Origin of the sequence: Ochrobactrum sp. S1502_03, assembly GCF_044435015.1 — a bacterium.
Lineage (GTDB): Bacteria > Pseudomonadota > Alphaproteobacteria > Rhizobiales > Rhizobiaceae > Brucella > Brucella chromiisoli.
This window is the reverse complement of the sequence record NZ_JAYEXN010000007.1, coordinates 67954-88511: the sequence shown is the minus strand read 5'-3', so window position 1 is coordinate 88511 and position 20558 is coordinate 67954. Positions and strand designations below refer to the sequence as shown.

The following is a 20558-nucleotide window of genomic DNA, read 5'->3' as shown; positions in this document are numbered from 1 at the left end:
TTATGTGTGCCTGAAAGGCGTGTGCTTTTCCAGTGCCGTGTGGATCTGTTCGATTTCGTGCCGTTCATGTTCCAGATAGTCACTGACCGCACGGCGGAAGCCTTCATGTGCAATGTAATGCGCGGAATGGGTTGTGACCGGCACATAGCCACGGGCAAGCTTGTGTTCACCTTGCGCACCCGCTTCGACAACGCGCAGTTTTCGCTCAATCGCAAAGTCGATTGCCTGATGGTAACAGACTTCGAAATGGAGATAGGGGTGATCTTCGATGCAGCCCCAGTGTCGGCCATAGAGCGTATCGCTGCCGATAAAATTGATGGCACCGGCAATATAACGTCCGCTGCGTTTTGCCATTACCAGCAATATGTCTTCGGCCATCGCTTCACCAATCAGCGAGAAAAACTGACGGTTGAGGTAAGGGCGCCCCCATTTGCGGTTACCCGTATCTACGTAGAACTCAAAAAAGTCGTCCCATACAGATTCCGTCAGATCCTTGCCAGTCAGCCAGTCGATTTCTACGCCTTCGGAAAGCGCATCGCGGCGCTCTTTTTTGAGGGCTTTGCGTTTTCTGGAAACAAGTTCATTTAGAAAATCATCATATTTAGAAAAGCCATTGTTTATGAAATGAAACTGTTGATCCGTTCTATGAAGAAAGCCGGCTGCTTCGAGTGCCGAAATTTCGCTTAAAGGCGCAAATGTTACATGTGCAGAAGAAGCGCCTGTCTGATCAGTGAGTTGCCGAAGTCCGGTTGCGAGAGCGACCTGAATGGCTTCCGGTTCAAACTCCCGATGATGCAGCAATCGTGGGCCAGTGGCGGGGGTGAAAGGAATGGAAGCCTGAAACTTTGGGTAGTATCGGCCGCCTGCGCGCTCAAAAGCATCTGCCCAGCCGTGGTCGAAGACATATTCGCCCTGGCTATGCCCTTTCAGGTAATTGGGGACGGCTCCAATTAGAAACCCCTGATTGTCTTCGAGGCGTAGATAATGGGGTAACCAGCCAGCTTGTTGAGACACGGAGCCGGATTGTTCCAGCGCCAGAAGAAATGCGCGTGAAACAAAGGGGTTATAATTGTCACCCTGCCGGGAGGCTCCGGCAAGGCGGTTCCATTCGGCTTCCGAAAAATCGCCGACGCTTTCGACGACGCGAAGGGCGAAGCTTTGCTCAGTCTGCCTCTCGTCGTCACTCATGGATTTTCTCTCTAGGCTACCAATGATCGGGGATCGAAACCTTCAAAGGTAATCTGGTCCACGTTGAGATCGCTGTGCTTCTTCATTTCCATATCGCGCACTGTCCAGCTGATGACCGGAAGGTTGAGCTTGTCGCGCACGAAGCTGACGAACGGGTTGGGTAGATGATGCACATTGTAGGATACGAATGAAATCGGATGCGCGAGCATCGAGAAATGTGCCTCGAAATGCTTCATTCTGGTGCCTTCAGCCGTCAGGCCGCCGGGAATGCCCGGAGCATCGCTTGCAAACAGTCGCACCAGATGATGGTCGAAAGACATGATTGCAACTTCGCCCTTATAATCCGCCAATTCCTTGGCGACGGCGGCCACAAGGCCGTCATCACGGCCTTCAATGCCCTTCAGCTCGATTACGATAGGCACGCGGCCAGCCACAAGGTCAAGCATCTGCTTGAGCGTTGGCGCATGATCATCTGTGTCGCCAATGCGCAACTCAGTGGCTTCGGCAAGTGTCAGATCGCTGATACGGCCTTTGCGTCCAGTAAGGCGTTCAAGATCATCATCATGAAACACGATGACGCCGCCATCTTTGGTCAGGTGTACGTCGCATTCAATCGCAAAGCCGGCTTTTGCGGCTGCATCAAAGGCTGAGAGCGTGTTTTCCCAGCGCGCATTGTTGAGGTCGTGGAGACCACGATGCGCAATCGGCTGCTTTTTGAGCCATTCAGGAGAAGACATTATGCAACCTCAATGATGGCTTCAACTTCAACAGGTGCATTCAGCGGCAGGCTTGCCACACCGACAGCGGAGCGCGCGTGTTTACCCGCATCACCAAGGACTGCGACGAGCAGATCGGATGCGCCATTGGCAACCAGGTGTTGCTCAACGAACGTTGTGCTCGAAGATACGAATACGGTGATTTTCACAATTCGCTTAATGCGGTTAAGATCGCCAAGCGCTGCCTTTGCCTGTGCCAGAATGTTGATGGCGCAGGCGCGTGCAGCCGTCTGACCGTGAGCTACCGTTAAGGTATCGCCAATCTGGCCTGTGTGCACAAGCTTGCCGTTTTCCAGTGGAAGCTGACCGGATGTGAGCAGCAAAGAGCCCGTCTGTGCGAAAGGCACATAGTTTGCGGCTGGCGCTGCTGCCTCCGGCAAAGATATACCCAGATTTTTAAGACGGCTGTCGATTGTGTCGGTCATTCCATTAATCCTTGCTAACTTAATGCCTTCTACTTCCGACTTTATACATAGAATCGGTGAAGCTTTTGGGGAGGGTGCGATTTTTGCCTCGCTTCCGCCACGAGTTTTTTTATCATGCTCCTCAACAGATCGGGAGATTCATATATGCGTTTTTTGAGTATGGCATTTGCGGCGTCCGGAGCTGCGGTTTGTATCTGGGGCGGCGTTGCCAATGCGGCTTCGACGGTGACGTTGGTTCCGCATCGCGCAGTGTATGATCTTACATTGGATCGTGCCGATGAAAAATCCGGGATCACTGGTCTGACGGGCCGCATGGTTTACGAGTTTAATGGTTCTGCTTGCGAAGGTTACACAACGAATTTTCGTTTTGTAACACGCATTGACATGGACGAGCAGCCGCAACGCGTGACTGATCAGCAGACGACAACCTTTGAAAGTGGTAACGGCAAGGATTTCCATTTCGTCAACAAAACCTTTGTCGACAAGGAGCTGGTCAAGGAAGTACGCGGTGATGCCAAGGTTGAAGATGGAAAGACCGTGGTTGCACTCACCAAGCCGAAGGAAAACAAGCTTGATCTGAAGGCGACGCAGTTTCCAACCATGCATATGGAAGAACTTGTTGCCAAGGCTGTAGCCGGAGAGAAATTTTACCAGACGTCTCTTTATGATGCATCAGAAGACGCGGACCGTGTTGTTTCGACGACCGTTGTTGTCGGTAAGGAACAGCAAGCCAAGGGCGATGAAGCCAAAGCCATGGGCAAGTTCATGAGGGACAATGTCTGGCCGGTGACGATCTCCTATTTTGACGACAAGGAAAAGCAGGACGGTCTTCCAATCTATCGTATCAATTTCAAGCTCTACCGAAACGGCATCACCCGTGACCTGACCATGGACTATGGAGATTTTTCCATGCACGGAAAGTTGGTTAAGCTCGATGTTTATGGCGAGGATAAAAGCACCGTTAAACAAGCCTGCCCTTAGTAAGAGGTATATTTTATAACTATTAATTGCGGTTGCATGCCGATTAAGTTTCATTTTATTGTTTTTTTATAGTTATAAAGACGTGATATAGTAAAATTATTTATGTGGATTGTTTTATGAAGAAATTATTGTTTCTGGCTTCTGTTGTTTTATTGGCAGCTTCTCCGTCTATGGCGGCTGCCAAGCATCACCACCCGGTGACAAAAGCCAATCCTCAATGTGTGCGAACAGACAAGGCTCAGATTGCCACTCTCTTTGATCGTTGGAACAATTCACTGCGGACAGGAGATGCGCGTAAAGTAGCCGCAAACTACGCACGTGACTCGGTGCTTCTGCCTACGATGTCCAATCGTGTGCGTAAGACTGACGGGGAGCGGATCGATTACTTTGAACATTTTTTAAAAGAGCATCCGGTCGGGCATATAGATAGCCGCACAATCCGAGTTGGTTGTAATGACGCGATTGACACAGGTGTTTACACTTTTACTTTTGCTGACGGGAAGAAAGTGCAGGCCCGCTATACGTTTACTTATGTTTGGGATCATAAGCGATGGTTGATTTCCTCCCATCATTCTTCACTGATGCCTGAAAAGTGAGAGAGCTGCTAAGCTGAGAATTTGAATAGCTTGAGCCGCTAGCTTATATAGCCACACAGCTTGGTTTCATCTGATTGGTGAAATCAAACGCTCTCCCGTATTTGAGGGGCAGGGCTTGCATTTATCGGCGCGTTGGTTTAACAGCGCGCCTATTCCACACACGGGATTGGGCTTTTGCCGGGAGAAATCCGGCCTCAGCCTCCGGTGGCGAGTGATCGCCTCAGCCCGTGGAGGTTAAACCGGAAAAGGAAAATACAGATGGCATTGCCTGAATTCAGCATGCGCCAGCTTCTGGAAGCTGGTGTTCACTTCGGTCACCAGACTCACCGCTGGAACCCAAAGATGGCTCCTTACATCTATGGCGACCGCAACAATATCCACATTCTCGATCTGTCTCAGACCGTTCCTCTGCTGCACAACGCGTTGAAGGTCGTTTCTGACACCGTTGCTCGCGGCGGTCGTGTTCTGTTCGTTGGCACGAAGCGTCAGGCTTCGGACATTATTGCTGACGCAGCAGCCCGTTCGGCTCAGTACTATGTCAACGCGCGCTGGCTCGGCGGCATGATGACCAACTGGAAGACAATCTCGAATTCGATCCAGCGTCTGCGCAAGCTTGACGAAATCCTTTCCGGCGAAGCACAGGGCTTCACCAAGAAGGAACGCCTGAACCTTGAGCGCGAACGTGAAAAACTTGACCGCGCACTCGGTGGCATCAAGGACATGGGTTCGGTTCCTGACCTGATGTTCATCGTTGACACCAACAAGGAAGCAATTGCTATCCAGGAAGCCAAGCGTCTTGGTATTCCAGTTGTTGCGATCATCGATTCGAACTGTAATCCAGATCAGATCGACTATCCAATCCCGGGCAACGACGATGCTGCACGTGCTATTTCGCTTTATTGCGACCTGATTGCACGCGCTGCTCTCGACGGTATTGCACGTCAGCAGGGCGCTATGGGCATCGACATTGGTGCACAGGCTGAAGTTCCTGTTGAGCCAGCTCTCGAAGCTCCGGCTGCAGGCGCATAATCAGCGTTTATGATTTTCATCCACTCGTCATATGACGGGTGGATAACTTCATTCGTTCCGATGCAATCAGCGTCGGTTAAAAGTTGGCACACCCATTCGGTGTGCCTTCGCTTTCGTGAAAGGCGACACAATGAGCATTTCCGCATCACAGGTTAAAGAACTCCGCGAACTGACCGGCGCTGGCATGATGGACTGCAAGGCAGCGCTTGCTGAAACCAATGGCGACATCGAAGCCGCTGTTGATTATCTGCGCGCCAAGGGTATCGCTAAGGCTGACAAGAAGGCTGGCCGTACGGCTGCTGAAGGTCTGGTTGGCGTTGCAGCTTCCGGCAACAAGGCTGTTGTTGTTGAAGTCAACTCCGAAACCGACTTCGTTGCCCGCAACGATGCTTTCCAGGATCTCGTTCGCAAGATTGCCCAGACCGCTCTGTCGACTGACGGTTCGTCTGAAGCTGTTGCTGAAGCAAACATCGAAGGCAAGTCGGTAACGCAGGCTGCTAAGGATGCTGTTGCAACCATCGGTGAAAACATCAGCTTCCGCCGTTCGGCAGCTCTTGAAGTCTCCAAGGGTGCAGTTGCTACCTATATTCACAATGGCGTTGCAGATGGCCTCGGCAAGCTCGGCGTTCTCGTTGCAATCGAAACGGAAGGCAATGCAGAAGCTGCAAGCGCATTCGGTCGTCAGGTTGCCATGCACGTTGCTGCGATCAACCCGCTTGCTCTGACTGCTGCTGATGTTGATCCGGCTGCTGCTGAGCGCGAAAAGGCGATCTTCATCGAGCAGGCTCGTGAATCGGGCAAGCCAGACAATATCATCGAAAAGATGATCGAAGGCCGTATGCGCAAGTTCTACGAAGAAGTTGTTCTTCTTTCGCAGGCTTTCGTTATCAATCCTGACCTTACTGTTGAAGCAGCACTCAAGGAAGCTGAAAAGTCGATCGGCGCTCCTGCCAAGATCACCGGATTTGCGCGTATTGCGCTTGGCGAAGGTATCGAGAAGGAAGAAAGCGATTTTGCTGCTGAAGTTGCTGCGGCAGTTAAGGGCTAATCAGTCTTTTCGTCTGAAAAGGTTTTTGATTATGAAGGGCATCGCGTGACAACGCGGTGCCCTTCGTGTATCGCAACCTCAATAGTAACAGTCGTTCATCATCTGCGGAGAAACCTCCATGTCCGTTAAGCCCGCCTATAAACGCGTTCTTTTGAAAGCCTCTGGTGAGGCACTGATGGGCAGTCAGGGGTTTGGCATCGATGTTTCGGTCGCTGATCGCATTGCAAACGACATCAAGCAGGCGCGTGCTCTTGGCGTCGAGGTTGGCGTTGTCATTGGCGGCGGTAATATTTTCCGCGGCGTGGCTGTTGCCTCAAAGGGGGGCGACCGCGTGATCGGTGATCACATGGGTATGCTCGCAACCATCATCAATTCGCTGGCTTTGCGCACCTCGCTGCACAAGATCGGTGTGGATGCTGTCGTTCTGTCGGCAATCGCCATGCCCGAAATCTGCGAGAGCTTCTCCCAGCGGCAGGCAACTGCTTATATGGATGAGGGCAAGGTTGTTATTTTTGCGGGCGGCACCGGCAATCCATTCTTCACGACAGATTCTGCGGCGGCCCTGCGTGCTGCTGAAATCGGTGCGGATGCACTTTTGAAGGGAACACAAGTCGACGGTATCTATACCGCCGATCCTAAAAAAGACCCGGAAGCCACCCGTTTCGATCATCTCACCCATAAGGAAGTTCTTGATCGCGGACTGGCTGTCATGGATACCACAGCAGTTGCACTTGCACGTGAGAACAACATTCCGATAATAGTCTATTCCATTCATGAAAACGGCGGCTTGGCCGAAATTCTGCAAGGCAGGGGACGCTGCACGATCGTTTCCGATAACTGATCATTGACCTTGCCCCCAAGCACTGAAGGAGAAATTGCATGAGCGATGTTTTTGACATCAACGACCTGAAGCGCCGCATGGAAGGCGCCGTTAACGCGCTGAAGCATGACCTTGGTGGCCTGCGTACAGGCCGCGCATCAGCAAGCTTGCTCGAACCGATCACGATTGAAGCTTACGGCTCCACAATGCCGATCAATCAGGTCGCCAATATTACTGTGCCAGAATCGCGTATGCTTTCGGTTTCCGTGTGGGACAAGACCATGGTTGGTGCGGTTGAGCGCGCGATTCGTGATTCTGGTCTTGGTCTCAATCCGATCACCGACGGCATGACGCTGCGTATTCCTTTGCCCGAACTGAACGAACAGCGTCGTAAAGAGCTGGTCAAGATTGCGCATCAATATGCCGAACAGGGCCGTATTGCTGCACGCCATGTTCGTCGCGATGGTATGGACACGCTGAAAAAGCTGGAGAAGGACGGCGACATCAGTCAGGATGACAGCCGCGGACTTTCCGAAAAAGTCCAGAAGCTGACTGACGATACCATTGCTGAAATGGACAAGATTGTTACCGTCAAAGAAGGGGAGATCATGCAGGTTTAGGCCGCGCATGATTTTTCAGTGAGGGAGAGCAGCGATATGTCCGATCCGCGCCATATAGCTATTATCATGGACGGTAATGGACGTTGGGCGAAGGCGCGAGGGCTTCCGCGAAGCGCTGGCCACAGGGCCGGCGTTGAAGCATTGCGCGAGACGGTGCGCTATGCTGGTGATCGCAAGCTTGGCTATCTCACCCTTTTTGCATTTTCATCTGAAAACTGGTCGCGCCCAAGCGGTGAAGTCGGCGATCTTATGGGGTTGCTCAAGCTTTTCATCCGGCGTGACCTTGCCGAACTGCATCGCAACAATGTTCGTGTGCGCATCATTGGCGAGCGGGACGGGTTGGCGTCTGATATTTGCGCCTTGCTCACGGAAGCTGAATCGCTGACGCGCAAAAATACCGGCCTTAATCTGATTATCGCGTTCAATTATGGGTCGCGTGACGAAATCGCGCGTGCGGTGAAGAGCCTTGCAGCCGATGTGGCGGCAGGGCGCCTTGATCCGTCTTCTATTTCGCCGGAGCTGATCTCGGCTAATCTTGATACTGCCGGAATTCCTGATCCGGATCTGATTATCCGTACGAGCGGCGAAATGCGGCTTTCTAATTTTCTGCTCTGGCAGGCTGCCTATTCCGAATTTCTGTTCGTGCCGGGACACTGGCCTGATTTCAAGGCCGCTGATCTTGATGCTGCTTATGAGGCTTTCCGTCAGCGTGAACGTCGTTTTGGTGGCGTAGAGGTGCCCAACAAGCTCGAAGAGTGCTCACCCGCAATCGAATGCACGCCAGCAAAAGGTGCCGCGGTTTGATGTGGCCTGACCGCATAGAGCGCCGTGCACCTGTTGGGGCGCACAATAGTCGCTCTCACAGTTTAAGTTAGCCGAAAGGTATCAATGTCAAATCTGCAAACGCGTATTCTGACCGCCATTGTTCTCGGAGCCGCAGCTCTTTGGCTGACCTGGATAGGCGGGCTGGGGTTCACTCTGTTCTCCATCGCGATTGGGCTGGCGATGTTTTATGAGTGGGCGGAACTGAGCGCGACAAAGCAGACGTTATTTTCACGTTTCTTTGGCTGGGGTTGGTTGCTGGTAACCTTTGTGCTTTTGATTCTTGATCGTGGGGCCTTGCTGACGATTGGTTTCCTGTTGGCAGGTTCGATTGTTCTTTTGGCAACGCAGTGGAAGACCGGGCGCGGCTGGCCTGCTGCCGGTCTTTTTTATGCGGGTTTTTCTGCAATTTCCCTTTCGTTGTTGCGTGGCGACGAGCCGTTCGGGTTCACAGCTATCTGCTTCCTGTTTGCAGTTGTATGGTCGACCGATATCGCTGCCTATTTCAATGGGCGCGCGCTCGGTGGGCCGAAACTTGCGCCGCGCTTTTCGCCCAACAAAACATGGTCGGGCGCTTTGGGCGGTGCTGCCGCCGCTGTCGCGGGTGGCATTCTGGTCGCATCGCTTGTTGCTGCTCCGGGAAGTTTTATTGTCCCGCTGCTGGCGCTTTTGTTGTCAATTGTCTCGCAGATCGGCGATCTCGCAGAATCATGGGTGAAGCGTCAGTTCGGCGCTAAAGATTCTGGTCGTCTTCTGCCGGGGCATGGTGGTGTTCTTGATCGCGTTGATGGACTTGTGGCTGCTGCCGCTATTTTGTACCTATTTGGTGCTATTATTGCAGAGCCTGATGTGCCATCAGCCATATTTTTTAGTTTCTGACAGCGTATGAATTTGTAGGAGTGGTAATTTGCAGGAGGCTCTTGCCTTTTTCATTGGTGGTGAAAGTCTGTTCGTAGGGACGATTATTCCATTTCTGTTTGTGCTGACTGTTGTCGTTTTTGTGCATGAAATGGGACATTATCTGGTTGGCAGATGGTGCGGCATTGGTGCGAGCGCCTTTTCTATCGGTTTTGGACCAGAACTGATCGGCTTTAACGACCGACACGGCACGCGCTGGAAGCTTTCGGCTATCCCGCTTGGCGGCTATGTGAAGTTTCTGGGCGATGAGAGTGCCACCAGTTCGCCTGTCGGTGTGGATAATTCCACTCTCAGTGCAGAAGAACAGAGCAGGGCTTTTCATACCCAACCGGTCTGGAAGCGTGCTGCAACGGTGTTTGCCGGTCCTGCATTCAACATCATTCTCACGGTTGTTATCTTCAGCGTATTTTTTGGCCTGTATGGTCGACAGATTGCCGATCCGCTTGTTGCCGGTGTTCAGCCGAACACACCGGCTGCTGAGGCTGGCTTTAAGCCGGGTGATCGCTTTATGAGTGTCGACGGGCAGAAGATTACGACGTTTGCTGATGTGCAGCGGATTGTTTCCGGTCGCTCGGGTGATGTTTTAGACTTCACAGTGGAGCGCGACGGCAAACTGGTTGATCTGCAAGCCACGCCAGCGCTCGTTGAACGCACCGATCCCCTTGGCAATAAAGTCAAGATGGGTGCAATCGGCGTGGAAATCACGCAGGAAGTCGGAAATTTTCGCAGGATTGAATATGGTCCACTCGAATCAGTGGGGCAGGCGATTCTGGAAACCGGCCATATCATCAGCCGGACCGGAGAATTTTTTCAGCGCTTTGCCGTTGGACGCGAAGATAAGTGCCAACTCGGTGGTCCTGTTAAGATTGCTAATATGGCGGGCAAGGCCGCAAGCCAGGGATTTGACTGGTTGATTCAGCTCACAGCCATGCTTTCCATCGGTATCGGGCTTCTGAACCTGTTTCCGTTGCCGCCTTTGGACGGTGGGCATCTGGTTTTTTATGCCGTGGAAGCGATCAAGGGCAGCCCTGTGTCTGTCGGCGCGCAGGAGATTTTTTACCGCGTTGGATTCCTCGTTGTTATGGGATTCATGGGGTTCGTACTTTTCAACGACTTGTTTGCCTGCTAGATCACTGGGCAAATTGGTCGACGAGAAACCGGGTCGCGTTGTTATTTTGGCGGGGCCTGCCATTTTTCAAGAAGCACCACGCACATTAAAAACTGTGCAGAGGTGTTAATCAGAAATGAACATTGGGAGCGAGGACTGGAAAAGCGTAGTGATCTGTTTACCATAAACATTAAATCGCGTGGCATGGATGCCACGCTAATTGCTTAAGTAAACAGATTTTAACTGTGGCGCTTGCTTGTATAGAAAAACCGGTTATTACGGTTGTATCTATACGTGCATTTCTGGGAAAATCGCCCCGGGGACAGAAAGAAACGAAGGTTCGGAAAGCCCATGACGGCAAGTTCTAAATTCTTTGGTGCCGCTTCAGCGCTCGCCATGTCAGTTGCTCTTGTAGCTTCGGGTTCGGCTGCGCTTTCTCTGGTGTCGGTCAATGCTGCTCAGGCTGCTGTTGTCAATCGCATCGAAGTGCGCGGAAATTCGCGCGTTGATGCGCAGACAATCCGTGACAATATCGATATTCGCCCAGGCAAAGCTTTCAACAGCACTGATATTGATGACGCCGTAAAGCGTCTTTATGCCATGGGGCTGTTTTCTGATGTTCGCATCAATCAGTCCGGTAGCACGCTTGTCATCCATGTTGATGAACGTAAGGTCGTCAATAACGTCCTGTTCCAGGGCAACAAGAAGATCAAGGATCCTGACCTTGCTCGCGCTATCCAGCTTAAGCCGCGCTCGCCTTATGATGCTGCGGTGATGGAAGCTGACAAGGAAGCCATTAAGGGTGCCTATGCACATATCGGCCGCAGCGATGCGATCGTGAATGCACGGACGGTTGATCTTGGTCAGGGCCGCGTCAATGTGGTCTATGAGATCACAGAAGGTGGTCGCACAAAGATCGCTGACATTAATTTTGTCGGTAACAACGTCTATAGCGCGCGTCGTCTGCGCGATGTGATCTCCACAAAGCGTTCGAACCCGCTGTCGTGGTTGACCCGTAACGACGTTTACGATGAAGGTCGCTTGCAGGCTGACGAAGAAGCGCTGCGTCGTTTCTACTACAATCGCGGCTATGCGGATTTCCGTGTGTTGTCGTCGAATGCTGTGCTTGATCCGGCGACCAACGAATACACGATCACCATCAATGTTGACGAAGGTCAGCGTTATAATTTCGGTAATGTAACCGTAGAAAGCACCGTAGAAGGTGTTGATACGCAGGCTCTCGATCGTCTTGTGAAGACGCGTACGGGTAAGCCTTACAGCGCCAAGGAAGTTGAAGATTCGGTTACGGCTATCACCGAAAACGTCGCCGGTAGCGGTTATGCGTTTGCCAAGGTTGAGCCTCGTGGTGACCGTGATTTCGAAAACAACACGATTTCGCTTGTTTACAGTGTTGATCAGGGTCCGCGCGCTTATGTTGAGCGCATTGAGATCCGTGGCAACGACAAGACCCGTGATTATGTTATTCGTCGTGAGTTCGACATGAATGAAGGCGATGCCTTCAATCAGGTTATGGTTCAGCGCGCGAAGCGTCGTCTTGAAGCGCTCGATTTCTTCCAGACAGTTAATGTGTCGACCGCGCCGGGTGCAGAGCCTGATCAGGTGATCCTGATTGTCGATGTTGTCGAAAAGTCGACCGGTGAATTCTCGATCGGCGGTGGTTATACGACGGGTGGTGATTCGCCGGGCGCGCAGGTTGAAGCTGCGATTACCGAGCGTAACTTCCTCGGACGTGGCCAGTTCGTCCGTATCAGTGCCGGTGCCGGTCAGGACAAGATGCGTAACTACGCCTTGTCGTTCACCGAGCCATATTTCCTTGGCTATCGCATGTCGGCCGGGTTTGACGTATTCCGCCGCTCATATCGCGTGAGCAGCGGTGGTCGTTACGACGTTGAGCAGACGGGTGGCACGATTCGTTTCGGTCTTCCGATTACGGATAACTTCTCGGCTGGTCTTGCTTACAATCTCGTTCAGGAAAAGTATAAGCTTGACGTTCTTGACGCCCAGGGCAACCCAGACCCGAACTATTATGCCCCAGCGCTCATCGAAGCTGGCCAGCATAGCCCATGGCTTCGTTCTTCGATCAGCTACTCGCTGACCTATAACTCCATTGATGATATGAAGAATCCGCATGATGGTATTTATGCGCGCTTCAATCAGGAGTTTGCAGGTCTGGGCGGCGACGCGAAATACATCAAGACCACGTTCAAGGCTAACTACTATCAGACACTCGCACAGGAAGCTGACATTGTCGGTATGCTGGGTGTTGGCGGTGGTTACATCCACGAGTTCGGCAATGATGGCGTTCGTATCTTCGATATGTTCAAGAACAATTCGGATATGATCCGCGGTTTCAAGTTTAACGGTATCGGTCCTTATCAGGACGCTGGAAACGGCAACCGCTACTGGCTTGGTGGAACCACCTACGCAAATGCTACGGCTGAAGTTCAGTTCCCGATGCCTGTTGTTCCGGAAAGCCTTGGTATTCGCGGTGCATTGTTTGCTGATGCAGCGACACTTTACGGAAACAGTTCCTCGCTTGGTGGTCAACCTGTTCTCGGCGATGACAAGAAGCTCCGCGCTTCGGTCGGTGTCAGCTTGATGTGGGCTTCGCCGTTTGGTCCGTTGCGCTTTGACTACGCATTCCCAGTTGCTAAGGCTGATACCGATAAGGTTCAGAATTTCAACTTCGGTGTTTCGACCAAGTTCTAATAGATTTGCCTTTTCCCGGGGCAGACATGCCCCGGGCAAGAAAGTGCTTTGATGGCAGATCCCATTTTTTTCAAGCCTTCCCGTGAACTCACGATCGGCGATATTGCAGATTTCACCGGTGCAAGCCTTCGTAACCCGAAGCTTGCGCCGCGTGCTGTTGCGCGTTTGGCGTCTTTAAGCGACGCAAGTGACGATGCGCTTGTTTTTGTTGATGGCAAGAGAAATGCGTTAGCGCTTGCCGGTATGAAAGCCGCAGGCGTTTTATGCTCCGAAGATGTCGCAGACAGCGTTCCTCCCGGCATTGCCGCACTTGTTACCCGCAATCCACACCGTGATTTTTCGTCCGTTGGACGGATGCTGTTTCCTGTTGCCGTGCGGCCTGAAAGCTGGCTGGGCGAGACCGGCATTTCACCTTCTGCATTCATTCATCCATCTGCGAAGATTGAAGAGGGTGCAACGATTGAAGCCGGCGCGATGATTGGCAGAAATGTCAGCATCGGTTCCGGCACGCTGATTGCAGCCACGGCTGTTGTGGGTGAGGGCTGTCAGATCGGGCGCGATAGCTATATTGCGCCGGGTGTTGCCATTCAGTTTGCGATGGTCGGCAATCGTGTGTCTTTGCATCCGGGTGTTCGCATCGGGCAGGATGGGTTTGGCTATGTGCCGGGTCCGCGCGGGCTTGAAAAGGTACCTCAGCTTGGCCGCGTTATTCTTCAGGATGATGTGGAAATCGGTGCAAATACCACGATAGACCGTGGAGCATTGAACGACACGATTATCGGTGAAGGCACCAAGATCGATAATCTTGTGCAGATTGCACATAATGTGCGCTTTGGCCGGTTTTGCGTTGTGGCTGCACTTTGTGGCATTTCCGGCAGTGTTGTTATCGGTGATCAGACCATGATCGGTGGCAGTGTCGGCCTTGCCGATCATGTCGTTATCGGTTCGCGTGTGCAGATTGCTGCGGGAAGCGGCGTTATGAATGACATACCCGATGGTGAGCGTTGGGGGGGCGTCCCTGCTCGACCAATCAAGCAATGGTTCCGAGATATTGCGAATATCCGAAGCATCGGGAAACCAAGAAAGGAGCAATCCTCTGATGAGTGATGCTAATCTGAAGCTGGAAACCGCAGACATTCAGGATATTTTGCGTGCGCTTCCGCATCGTTATCCGTTTTTGCTCATTGACCGTATCATTAATATTGATGGCGATCAGTCTGCGACTGGCATCAAGAATGTTTCGATGAATGAGCCGCATTTTACCGGCCATTTTCCAGACAAGCCGATTATGCCGGGCGTTCTGATCATTGAAGCCATGGCACAGACAGCTGGCGCAATCACAGTTCTTCATAATGGTGCTGATAAGCCGAGCCTCGTCTATTTCATGACAATCGACAAAGCCAAGTTCCGTCGCCCTGTTGTTCCTGGCGATCAGCTTCACCTTCACGTGAAAAAGATCAAACAGCGCGGAAATATCTCTAAATTTGAGTGCGTAGCAGAGGTCGATGGCGTAAAGGTGGCCGAAGCTGAAGTCGCCGCGATGGTTGGCGTAGCCGAAGAGAAGGCGTGAGTACCTCAATGAAGGAAACTTTTATCCACCCTACTGCTCTCGTTGAGGCGGGTGTGGAACTTGGGCAGGGCGTATCTGTCGGCCCTTTTTGCCATGTGCTGTCTGGTGCTATCATCGGTGATGGCTCGGAACTGATGAGCCATGTTGTGGTCAGCGACGCGGTAACGCTCGGCGCTGGCGCAAAGGTATATCCGCATGCTGTTCTGGGTTGCGATCCGCAGAATGGAAAGCATAAAGGCGGACCGACCCGACTGACAGTGGGTACGAATTGCCTTATCCGCGAAGGTGTCACCATGCACCGCGGTTCAGACAGCAGTCGCGGCTTCACAAGTGTTGGCGACAATTGCCAGTTTCTCGCCTATGCGCATGTGGCGCATGATTGCGATGTTGGCAATCACGTTACATTCGCCAATAACGTCATGATCGGCGGTCATGTCGAGATCGGTGACTATGCGATTCTTGGCGGTGGTTCGGCTGTTCACCAGTTCACGCGCGTTGGACATCATGCCTTTGTTGGCGGGATGGCCGCACTTGCACATGATCTCATCCCTTACGGCAGTGCGATCGGCAACCATGCGTATCTTGGTGGTCTGAATATCATCGGAATGAAGCGTTCCGGTATGCAGCGCAAGGATATCCATAATCTGCGCCACGCGGTGCATATGCTGTTTGATCGCTCCAAGCCTGTGCGTGAACGCGCGCAGGACGTTCTCAAGGCAATTCCTGACTCCGATGGTGTGAAGGACCTGATTTCCTTCATTCTTGTTGAAAATAAACGCGCCTATTGTACGCCGCCGCTTGGTTCATCCATAGGCGGAGCGATGGATGATGGTGACGGTGATTGATAGCGGGAAAAGCGCGATAATGCGCCCGCGCACGGCCATTATTGCTGGCAATGGTCTTTTGCCGATTAAAGTTGCCGAGGCTCTGAAGGCGGATGGAAATCCGCCTTTTGTGCTTCCGTTGCGCGGTGAAGCTGATGCTTCACTTTATGATTATGATCATCAGGAAATTTCGGCTGTTGATTTTGGCATGCTGATGCGCGCCATGCGGTCTGCTGGCGTTTCGCAAGTGGTTCTGGCCGGTGGCCTTCGCAATCGACCGCATCTGAGCGATTTGAAGCTTAATTTACCGACAATCCGGGCTGCGCGGTATGTTTTGGTTGCGCTCAGTCAGGGCGATGATGCGCTGTTGCGCGCCTTTATGCGCTTGCTGGAGCGCTACGGCTTTAAAATGGTTGGAGCGCACGAAGTTGTGCCAGACTTGTTGTCCCCCGAACCTGCGCGTTGTTTGACCCGTTTGGGAGCAGATTCGCGTGAGCGCCGGAATATCGCGCTTGCAATGGACGCAGCGCTTCGCCTGGGTGAACTTGATGTCGGGCAGGGCGCTATTGCGGCTGGGGGGCGTGTTGTTGCGCTTGAGGGGGCTGAAGGCACCGACTTGATGATTGAGCGCGTTTTTGCGCTGCGTCAGGAGGGCAGAATTTCAAAACGCGGCGGCGTGCTTGTCAAAATGGCCAAGCCACGGCAGGATGAGCGCGCTGATTTGCCAGCGATCGGTGTGTCCACGGTGGAAAATGCAGCGCGGGCTGGCCTTTCCGGAATCGCGATTGAAGCGGGGCGCACCTTCATTCTCGGCCTTGGTGAAACCCTGGCTGCGGCAAATGAAAAAGGCCTTTTTATCGAGACGATCAGTCGAAGCACAAAGGACATATAAGGGTGAGTAAAACCAGCCGGCCATTGAAAATAGCAATCGTGGCCGGAGAAGAATCCGGCGATCTTCTTGGCGCCGATCTGATAGATGCTCTTCGTGGCCAGACCGACAGACTTGTGGATATTGTTGGTGTCGGCGGCACGCATCTGACCGAGCGCGGCTTGAAGAGTTTTTTTGATCCTCATGAAATTGCACTCATGGGGCTTGGTGCAATTCTCAAAAACTTGCCCGGCCTTATTCTGCGTATTGGGCAGACGGCGAAGCGGATCGTTGCTGAAAAGCCGGATTGCGTTTTGCTGATTGACAGTCCCGATTTTACCCATCGCGTTGCAAAGAAAATACGTGCGGCTGACCCGTCTATTGCTATCGTCAAATATATTGCCCCAAGTGTCTGGGCATGGCGGCCGCAGCGAGCCAAAGCCATGCGGGCCTATGTCGATCATGTTTTGACAGTCTTGCCGTTTGAGGTCGAGGTGATGAAGCGGCTCAACGGACCGCAATCGACCTATGTAGGGCATCGTTTGAGCAGTTATGCGCCGATTCTGAAAGTGCAGGCGGCGCAACGTAAAGCCGAGATGACACGTTGGCCCGACGGGTCACGTTGCCTGCTTTTGCTTCCCGGTTCCCGCCGTGGCGAGCTTCAGATGCTTATGGAGCCATTCGGCAAGGCGGTTGCGGAACTTTCGAAACGTGTTGAAAAACTCGAAGTTATTCTGCCAACCTTGCCGCGCATTGAAGAAACGGTGCGTGAGATGTCAAAGGACTGGGCCGTTAAGCCTCTCATTGTGACTGGTGATGAGGCCAAATGGGATGCTTTTTCGCGTGCGGATGCGGCATTGGCCGCGTCGGGTACTGTTTCGCTGGAGCTGGCGCTGTCGCATATTCCGACAGTTCTTTCCTATAAAGCTGACTGGTTCGCGCGGCAGTTTCTGATCTCCCGTATTACGATCTGGAGTGCGGCTCTTCCCAATATTATTGCAGACCAGCCAGTTGTGCCGGAATTCTTCAATGAGTCGGTGAGGCCCGGTAATCTTGCGCGCTATATTGAGCAATTGATGCAGAAGACAGCTTCGCGGCAGGCGCAGCTTGACGGCTTTGATAAAGTTACCTCGATCATGGCGACAGAACGCCCATCGGGCGAGATTGGCGCACAGGTTTTGCTTGATCTTGCAGAGAACGGTAGAAAACGCTGAACGCTGGAAAAACAAGACAAATAAAAACCCCGGCGATTTGCCGGGGTTTTTGCATATCGAACGACGATTACTTGCGCTTTGCGACTGGTACGTAATCGCGTTCCGCAGATCCTGTGTAGAGCTGGCGCGGACGGCCGATCTTCTGCTGTGGATCTTCGATCATTTCCTTCCACTGCGCGACCCAGCCGACGGTGCGGGCGAGTGCGAACAGAACCGTGAACATTTCGGTTGGGAAACCGAGAGCCTTCAAGGTGATGCCGGAATAGAAGTCGATGTTTGGATAGAGCTTCTTTTCGATAAAATATTCATCGGTCAGAGCGATCTTTTCGAGTTCCAGAGCAACGTCGAGAAGCGGATCGTCCTTGATGCCGAGTTCGCCCAGAACCTCATGGCAGGTCTTCTGCATGATCTTCGCGCGTGGATCGTAGTTTTTGTAAACGCGATGGCCAAAGCCCATCAGACGGAACGGATCGTTCTTGTCCTTGGCGCGTGCGATGAATTCTGGAATGCGGTCTACCGTGCCAATTTCAGCCAGCATGTTGAGGGCTGCTTCATTGGCGCCACCATGTGCCGGGCCCCAGAGACAGGCAACGCCTGCGGCGATACACGCAAACGGATTGGCACCCGACGATCCAGCAAGACGAACGGTCGAGGTCGATGCGTTCTGCTCGTGATCAGCGTGCAGGATGAAAATACGGTCCATAGCGCGCGCCAGAACCGGATTGACCTTATATTCTTCACATGGAACGCCAAAGCACATGTGCAGGAAGTTCGACGCAAAATCGAGGTCGTTCTTTGGATACATGAACGGCTGGCCAATGTGATACTTATAGGCCATTGCGGCAAGCGTTGGCACCTTGGCGATCAGGCGGATTGAAGCAACCATGCGCTGATGTGGATCGGTGATATCGGTCGAGTCATGGTAGAAAGCCGACATTGCACCAACGCAGCCCACAATCACTGCCATCGGGTGCGCATCACGACGGAAGCCCGTAAAGAACTTCGTCATCTGCTCATGGATCATCGTGTGACGTGTTACGCGGTAATCGAAATCAGCTTTCTGGGTTGCTGTTGGCAGTTCACCGTAAAGCAGCAGGTAGCAGGTTTCGAGAAAGTCACCATGTTCAGCAAGCTGATCAATCGGATAACCACGATAAAGAAGAACACCTTTATCGCCATCAATATAAGTGATTTTGGATTCACACGAAGCCGTCGATGTGAAACCTGGATCATAAGTGAAAGCGTTGGCGTTCTTGTAAAGTGGCCCGATGTCGACGACCTCTGGCCCGACAGTGCCTTGTCGTACAGGCAGATCGAATGTTTTGCCGTCGAGGGTAAAGCTTGCTGTCTTATCTGACATCGTGTTTCCTTTCGTGTCCACTTTGCCGCCCGTATGGCGGCTGAATTTTAATCGTCGTTATAACTTGTCTCTCGTAATCTCTGGATGTTTCCCGCTTTCGCGGGAACCCGGTTTTTCAACGCATTACCCTAACGATTTCGCTCGCCAAACTATCCCAATGATTTTGCGATGCAATGCGTAATTTGTACTAATTAAGCCCGTTTTGTCACGTCAGCGTGAAAGCTGGGATTTCAAACGATTTGATCTTTTATACGTGCAAGCGACTCGTCTCGGCCCAGAACGAACAGAACGTCGAATACACCCGGAGATGTTGCTCGGCCTGTCAGTGCGGCGCGCAGAGGTTGTGCCACCTTACCAAGTTTCAGGCCAACGGCCTCCGCATGCGCGCGAACGGCTGCATCCAGCGATTCAACGGTCCAGTCTGTGGCTGCTTCAAGATGCGGGAGCACAGCTTTGAGAACTGCACGGCCTTCATCATTGAGCAGGGAGGCTGCTTTTTCATCGAATTTCAGCGGACGCTGTGCGAAAATGAATTTCGCGCCGTCGGCCAGCTCGACAAGCGTTTTTGCGCGATCCTTAAGGCCCGGCATTGCGGTGAGAAGTTGCGCACGTCCCTTGTCATCAAGGGCTTTTGCAAGCTCTTCGCCGCCCTCAATTTCCGGCAGCACAGCGATGAGAGCATCAAACAGTGCTTTATCATCACTGTTACGCATATAAACGCCATTGATGGCTTCCAGTTTCTGAAAGTCAAAACGTGCCGCGCCTTTATTGATGTCTTTCACGTCGAACCATTCGATCATCTGTTCGGTTGACATGATTTCATCGTCGCCATGGCTCCAGCCAAGGCGAACTAGATAGTTGCGCAGCGCTTCCGGCAGATAACCCATGGCGCGATAGGCATCAACGCCCAGTGCGCCGTGACGCTTGGATAGTTTTGCACCGTCTGCGCCGTGGATCAGCGGGATGTGTGACATTTGCGGAACGTCCCAGCCCATCGCATCATAAATCACGGTCTGGCGTGCCGCATTGGTCAGGTGATCATCGCCACGGATAATATCGGTGACCCCCATATCATGATCGTCGACGACAACGGCATGCATATAGGTTGGATTGCCGTCCGAACGCAGAATGATGAAATCATCAAGATCCTTGTTCGGGAAACGCACATCGCCCTGTACGGCATCGCGTACCAGTGTTTCGCCTTCGCGAGGTGCCTTGATTCGGATGACTGGCTTTACACCTGCCGGTGCTTCGGATGGATCACGGTCGCGCCAGCGGCCATCATAACGCGGCGGACGGCCTTCGGCCCGGGCCTTCTCGCGCATGTCTTCCAGCTCTTGCGGCGTTGCATAGCAATAGTAGGCTTTGCCTTTGGCAACCAGTTCTTCAGCCACTTCGCGATGACGCGGTGCGCGTTCGAACTGCGAAATGACGTCACCATCCCAGTCAAGGCCAAGCCATGTCAGACCGTCGAGAATTGCAGCCGTTGCTGCATCCGTGGAGCGTTCGCGGTCGGTATCCTCGATGCGCAACAGCATTTTGCCGCCGCTGTGCTTGGCATAAAGCCAATTGAACAGGGCGGTCCGGGCTCCGCCAATATGAAGGAAACCCGTGGGCGAGGGGGCAAAACGGGTTACGACCGGTTTCGACATGACAGCTCC

At 52.7% G+C, this 20558-nt stretch carries 20 protein-coding genes; 15 read left to right on the top strand and 5 right to left on the bottom strand.

Going from position 1 to position 20558, the window contains the following annotated elements:
- The 3 genes from VBH83_RS07620 to VBH83_RS07610 are packed head-to-tail and all read right to left on the bottom strand — an operon-like array spanning window position 1 to window position 2389.
- Window positions 1–1188 (bottom strand): GNAT family N-acetyltransferase, encoded by a 1188-nt coding sequence (locus VBH83_RS07620; RefSeq protein ID WP_396997035.1) that lies wholly within the window; start codon window positions 1186–1188, stop codon window positions 1–3.
- Between the two features lie 11 nt (window positions 1189–1199).
- Complete coding sequence (locus VBH83_RS07615) at window positions 1200–1925, bottom strand: glycerophosphodiester phosphodiesterase (protein ID WP_265984558.1); 726 nt, start codon at window positions 1923–1925, stop codon at window positions 1200–1202.
- Window positions 1925–2389, bottom strand: coding sequence for a RidA family protein (locus tag VBH83_RS07610; RefSeq protein ID WP_265984559.1), 465 nt, complete (start codon window positions 2387–2389; stop codon window positions 1925–1927). The genes VBH83_RS07615 and VBH83_RS07610 overlap by 1 nt, the downstream gene beginning before the upstream one ends.
- Before the next feature lie 144 nt (window positions 2390–2533).
- Here VBH83_RS07610 and eipB point away from each other — a divergent pair, with 144 nt between their 5' ends.
- From eipB to lpxB, 15 genes are all read left to right on the top strand, one after another.
- Entirely contained in the window at window positions 2534–3370 is an 837-nt protein-coding gene (gene eipB / locus VBH83_RS07605; protein WP_396997032.1) for a cell envelope integrity protein EipB, read from the top strand.
- A 116-nt stretch (window positions 3371–3486) separates the two neighbouring features.
- On the top strand, window positions 3487–3966 hold the full coding sequence (locus VBH83_RS07600) for an SgcJ/EcaC family oxidoreductase (RefSeq protein WP_396997030.1): 480 nt from the start codon (window positions 3487–3489) through the stop codon (window positions 3964–3966).
- Window positions 3967–4224: 258 nt separating this feature from the next.
- Complete coding sequence (rpsB, locus tag VBH83_RS07595; RefSeq protein ID WP_265984562.1) at window positions 4225–4995, top strand: 30S ribosomal protein S2; 771 nt, start codon at window positions 4225–4227, stop codon at window positions 4993–4995.
- A 130-nt stretch (window positions 4996–5125) separates the two neighbouring features.
- Window positions 5126–6043 carry a translation elongation factor Ts gene (gene tsf / locus VBH83_RS07590; protein ID WP_265984563.1) on the top strand — a complete coding sequence of 306 codons (918 nt, stop codon included), beginning with the start codon at window positions 5126–5128 and terminating at the stop codon, window positions 6041–6043.
- A gap of 118 nt (window positions 6044–6161) precedes the next feature.
- A complete protein-coding gene (gene pyrH, locus VBH83_RS07585) occupies window positions 6162–6884 on the top strand; it encodes a UMP kinase (RefSeq protein ID WP_265984564.1) in 723 nt (240 codons plus the stop codon).
- Between the two features lie 38 nt (window positions 6885–6922).
- Window positions 6923–7483, top strand: coding sequence for a ribosome recycling factor (gene frr, locus VBH83_RS07580; protein ID WP_265984565.1), 561 nt, complete (start codon window positions 6923–6925; stop codon window positions 7481–7483).
- A gap of 18 nt (window positions 7484–7501) precedes the next feature.
- Entirely contained in the window at window positions 7502–8287 is a 786-nt protein-coding gene (locus VBH83_RS07575) for an isoprenyl transferase (protein ID WP_265984566.1), read from the top strand.
- Window positions 8288–8371: 84 nt separating this feature from the next.
- Window positions 8372–9184 carry a phosphatidate cytidylyltransferase gene (locus VBH83_RS07570; RefSeq protein WP_265984567.1) on the top strand — a complete coding sequence of 271 codons (813 nt, stop codon included), beginning with the start codon at window positions 8372–8374 and terminating at the stop codon, window positions 9182–9184.
- A 28-nt stretch (window positions 9185–9212) separates the two neighbouring features.
- Window positions 9213–10352 (top strand): RIP metalloprotease RseP, encoded by a 1140-nt coding sequence (rseP, locus tag VBH83_RS07565; RefSeq protein WP_396997025.1) that lies wholly within the window; start codon window positions 9213–9215, stop codon window positions 10350–10352.
- A 330-nt stretch (window positions 10353–10682) separates the two neighbouring features.
- Entirely contained in the window at window positions 10683–13061 is a 2379-nt protein-coding gene (bamA, locus tag VBH83_RS07560; protein WP_265984569.1) for an outer membrane protein assembly factor BamA, read from the top strand.
- Between the two features lie 51 nt (window positions 13062–13112).
- The gene (gene lpxD / locus VBH83_RS07555; protein WP_265984570.1) at window positions 13113–14168 is read left to right on the top strand and encodes a UDP-3-O-(3-hydroxymyristoyl)glucosamine N-acyltransferase; all 1056 of its coding nucleotides are present in this window, start codon (window positions 13113–13115) and stop codon (window positions 14166–14168) included.
- Complete coding sequence (gene fabZ, locus VBH83_RS07550) at window positions 14161–14631, top strand: 3-hydroxyacyl-ACP dehydratase FabZ (protein WP_265984571.1); 471 nt, start codon at window positions 14161–14163, stop codon at window positions 14629–14631. Before lpxD ends, fabZ begins: the two co-directional genes overlap by 8 nt.
- Before the next feature lie 8 nt (window positions 14632–14639).
- The gene (gene lpxA / locus VBH83_RS07545; protein ID WP_265984573.1) at window positions 14640–15476 is read left to right on the top strand and encodes an acyl-ACP--UDP-N-acetylglucosamine O-acyltransferase; all 837 of its coding nucleotides are present in this window, start codon (window positions 14640–14642) and stop codon (window positions 15474–15476) included.
- The gene (locus tag VBH83_RS07540; RefSeq protein ID WP_265984574.1) at window positions 15457–16347 is read left to right on the top strand and encodes an LpxI family protein; all 891 of its coding nucleotides are present in this window, start codon (window positions 15457–15459) and stop codon (window positions 16345–16347) included. The genes lpxA and VBH83_RS07540 overlap by 20 nt, the downstream gene beginning before the upstream one ends.
- 2 nt (window positions 16348–16349) lie before the next feature.
- Window positions 16350–17537 carry a lipid-A-disaccharide synthase gene (gene lpxB / locus VBH83_RS07535; protein WP_396997021.1) on the top strand — a complete coding sequence of 396 codons (1188 nt, stop codon included), beginning with the start codon at window positions 16350–16352 and terminating at the stop codon, window positions 17535–17537.
- A gap of 67 nt (window positions 17538–17604) precedes the next feature.
- Here lpxB and gltA read toward each other — a convergent pair whose 3' ends face one another.
- A complete protein-coding gene (gene gltA, locus VBH83_RS07530; RefSeq protein WP_265984576.1) occupies window positions 17605–18897 on the bottom strand; it encodes a citrate synthase in 1293 nt (430 codons plus the stop codon).
- A gap of 230 nt (window positions 18898–19127) precedes the next feature.
- Window positions 19128–20549, bottom strand: a complete 1422-nt coding sequence (gene gltX / locus VBH83_RS07525; protein ID WP_265984577.1) for a glutamate--tRNA ligase — start codon at window positions 20547–20549, stop codon at window positions 19128–19130.
- Between the last annotated feature and the right edge of the window lie 9 nt (window positions 20550–20558).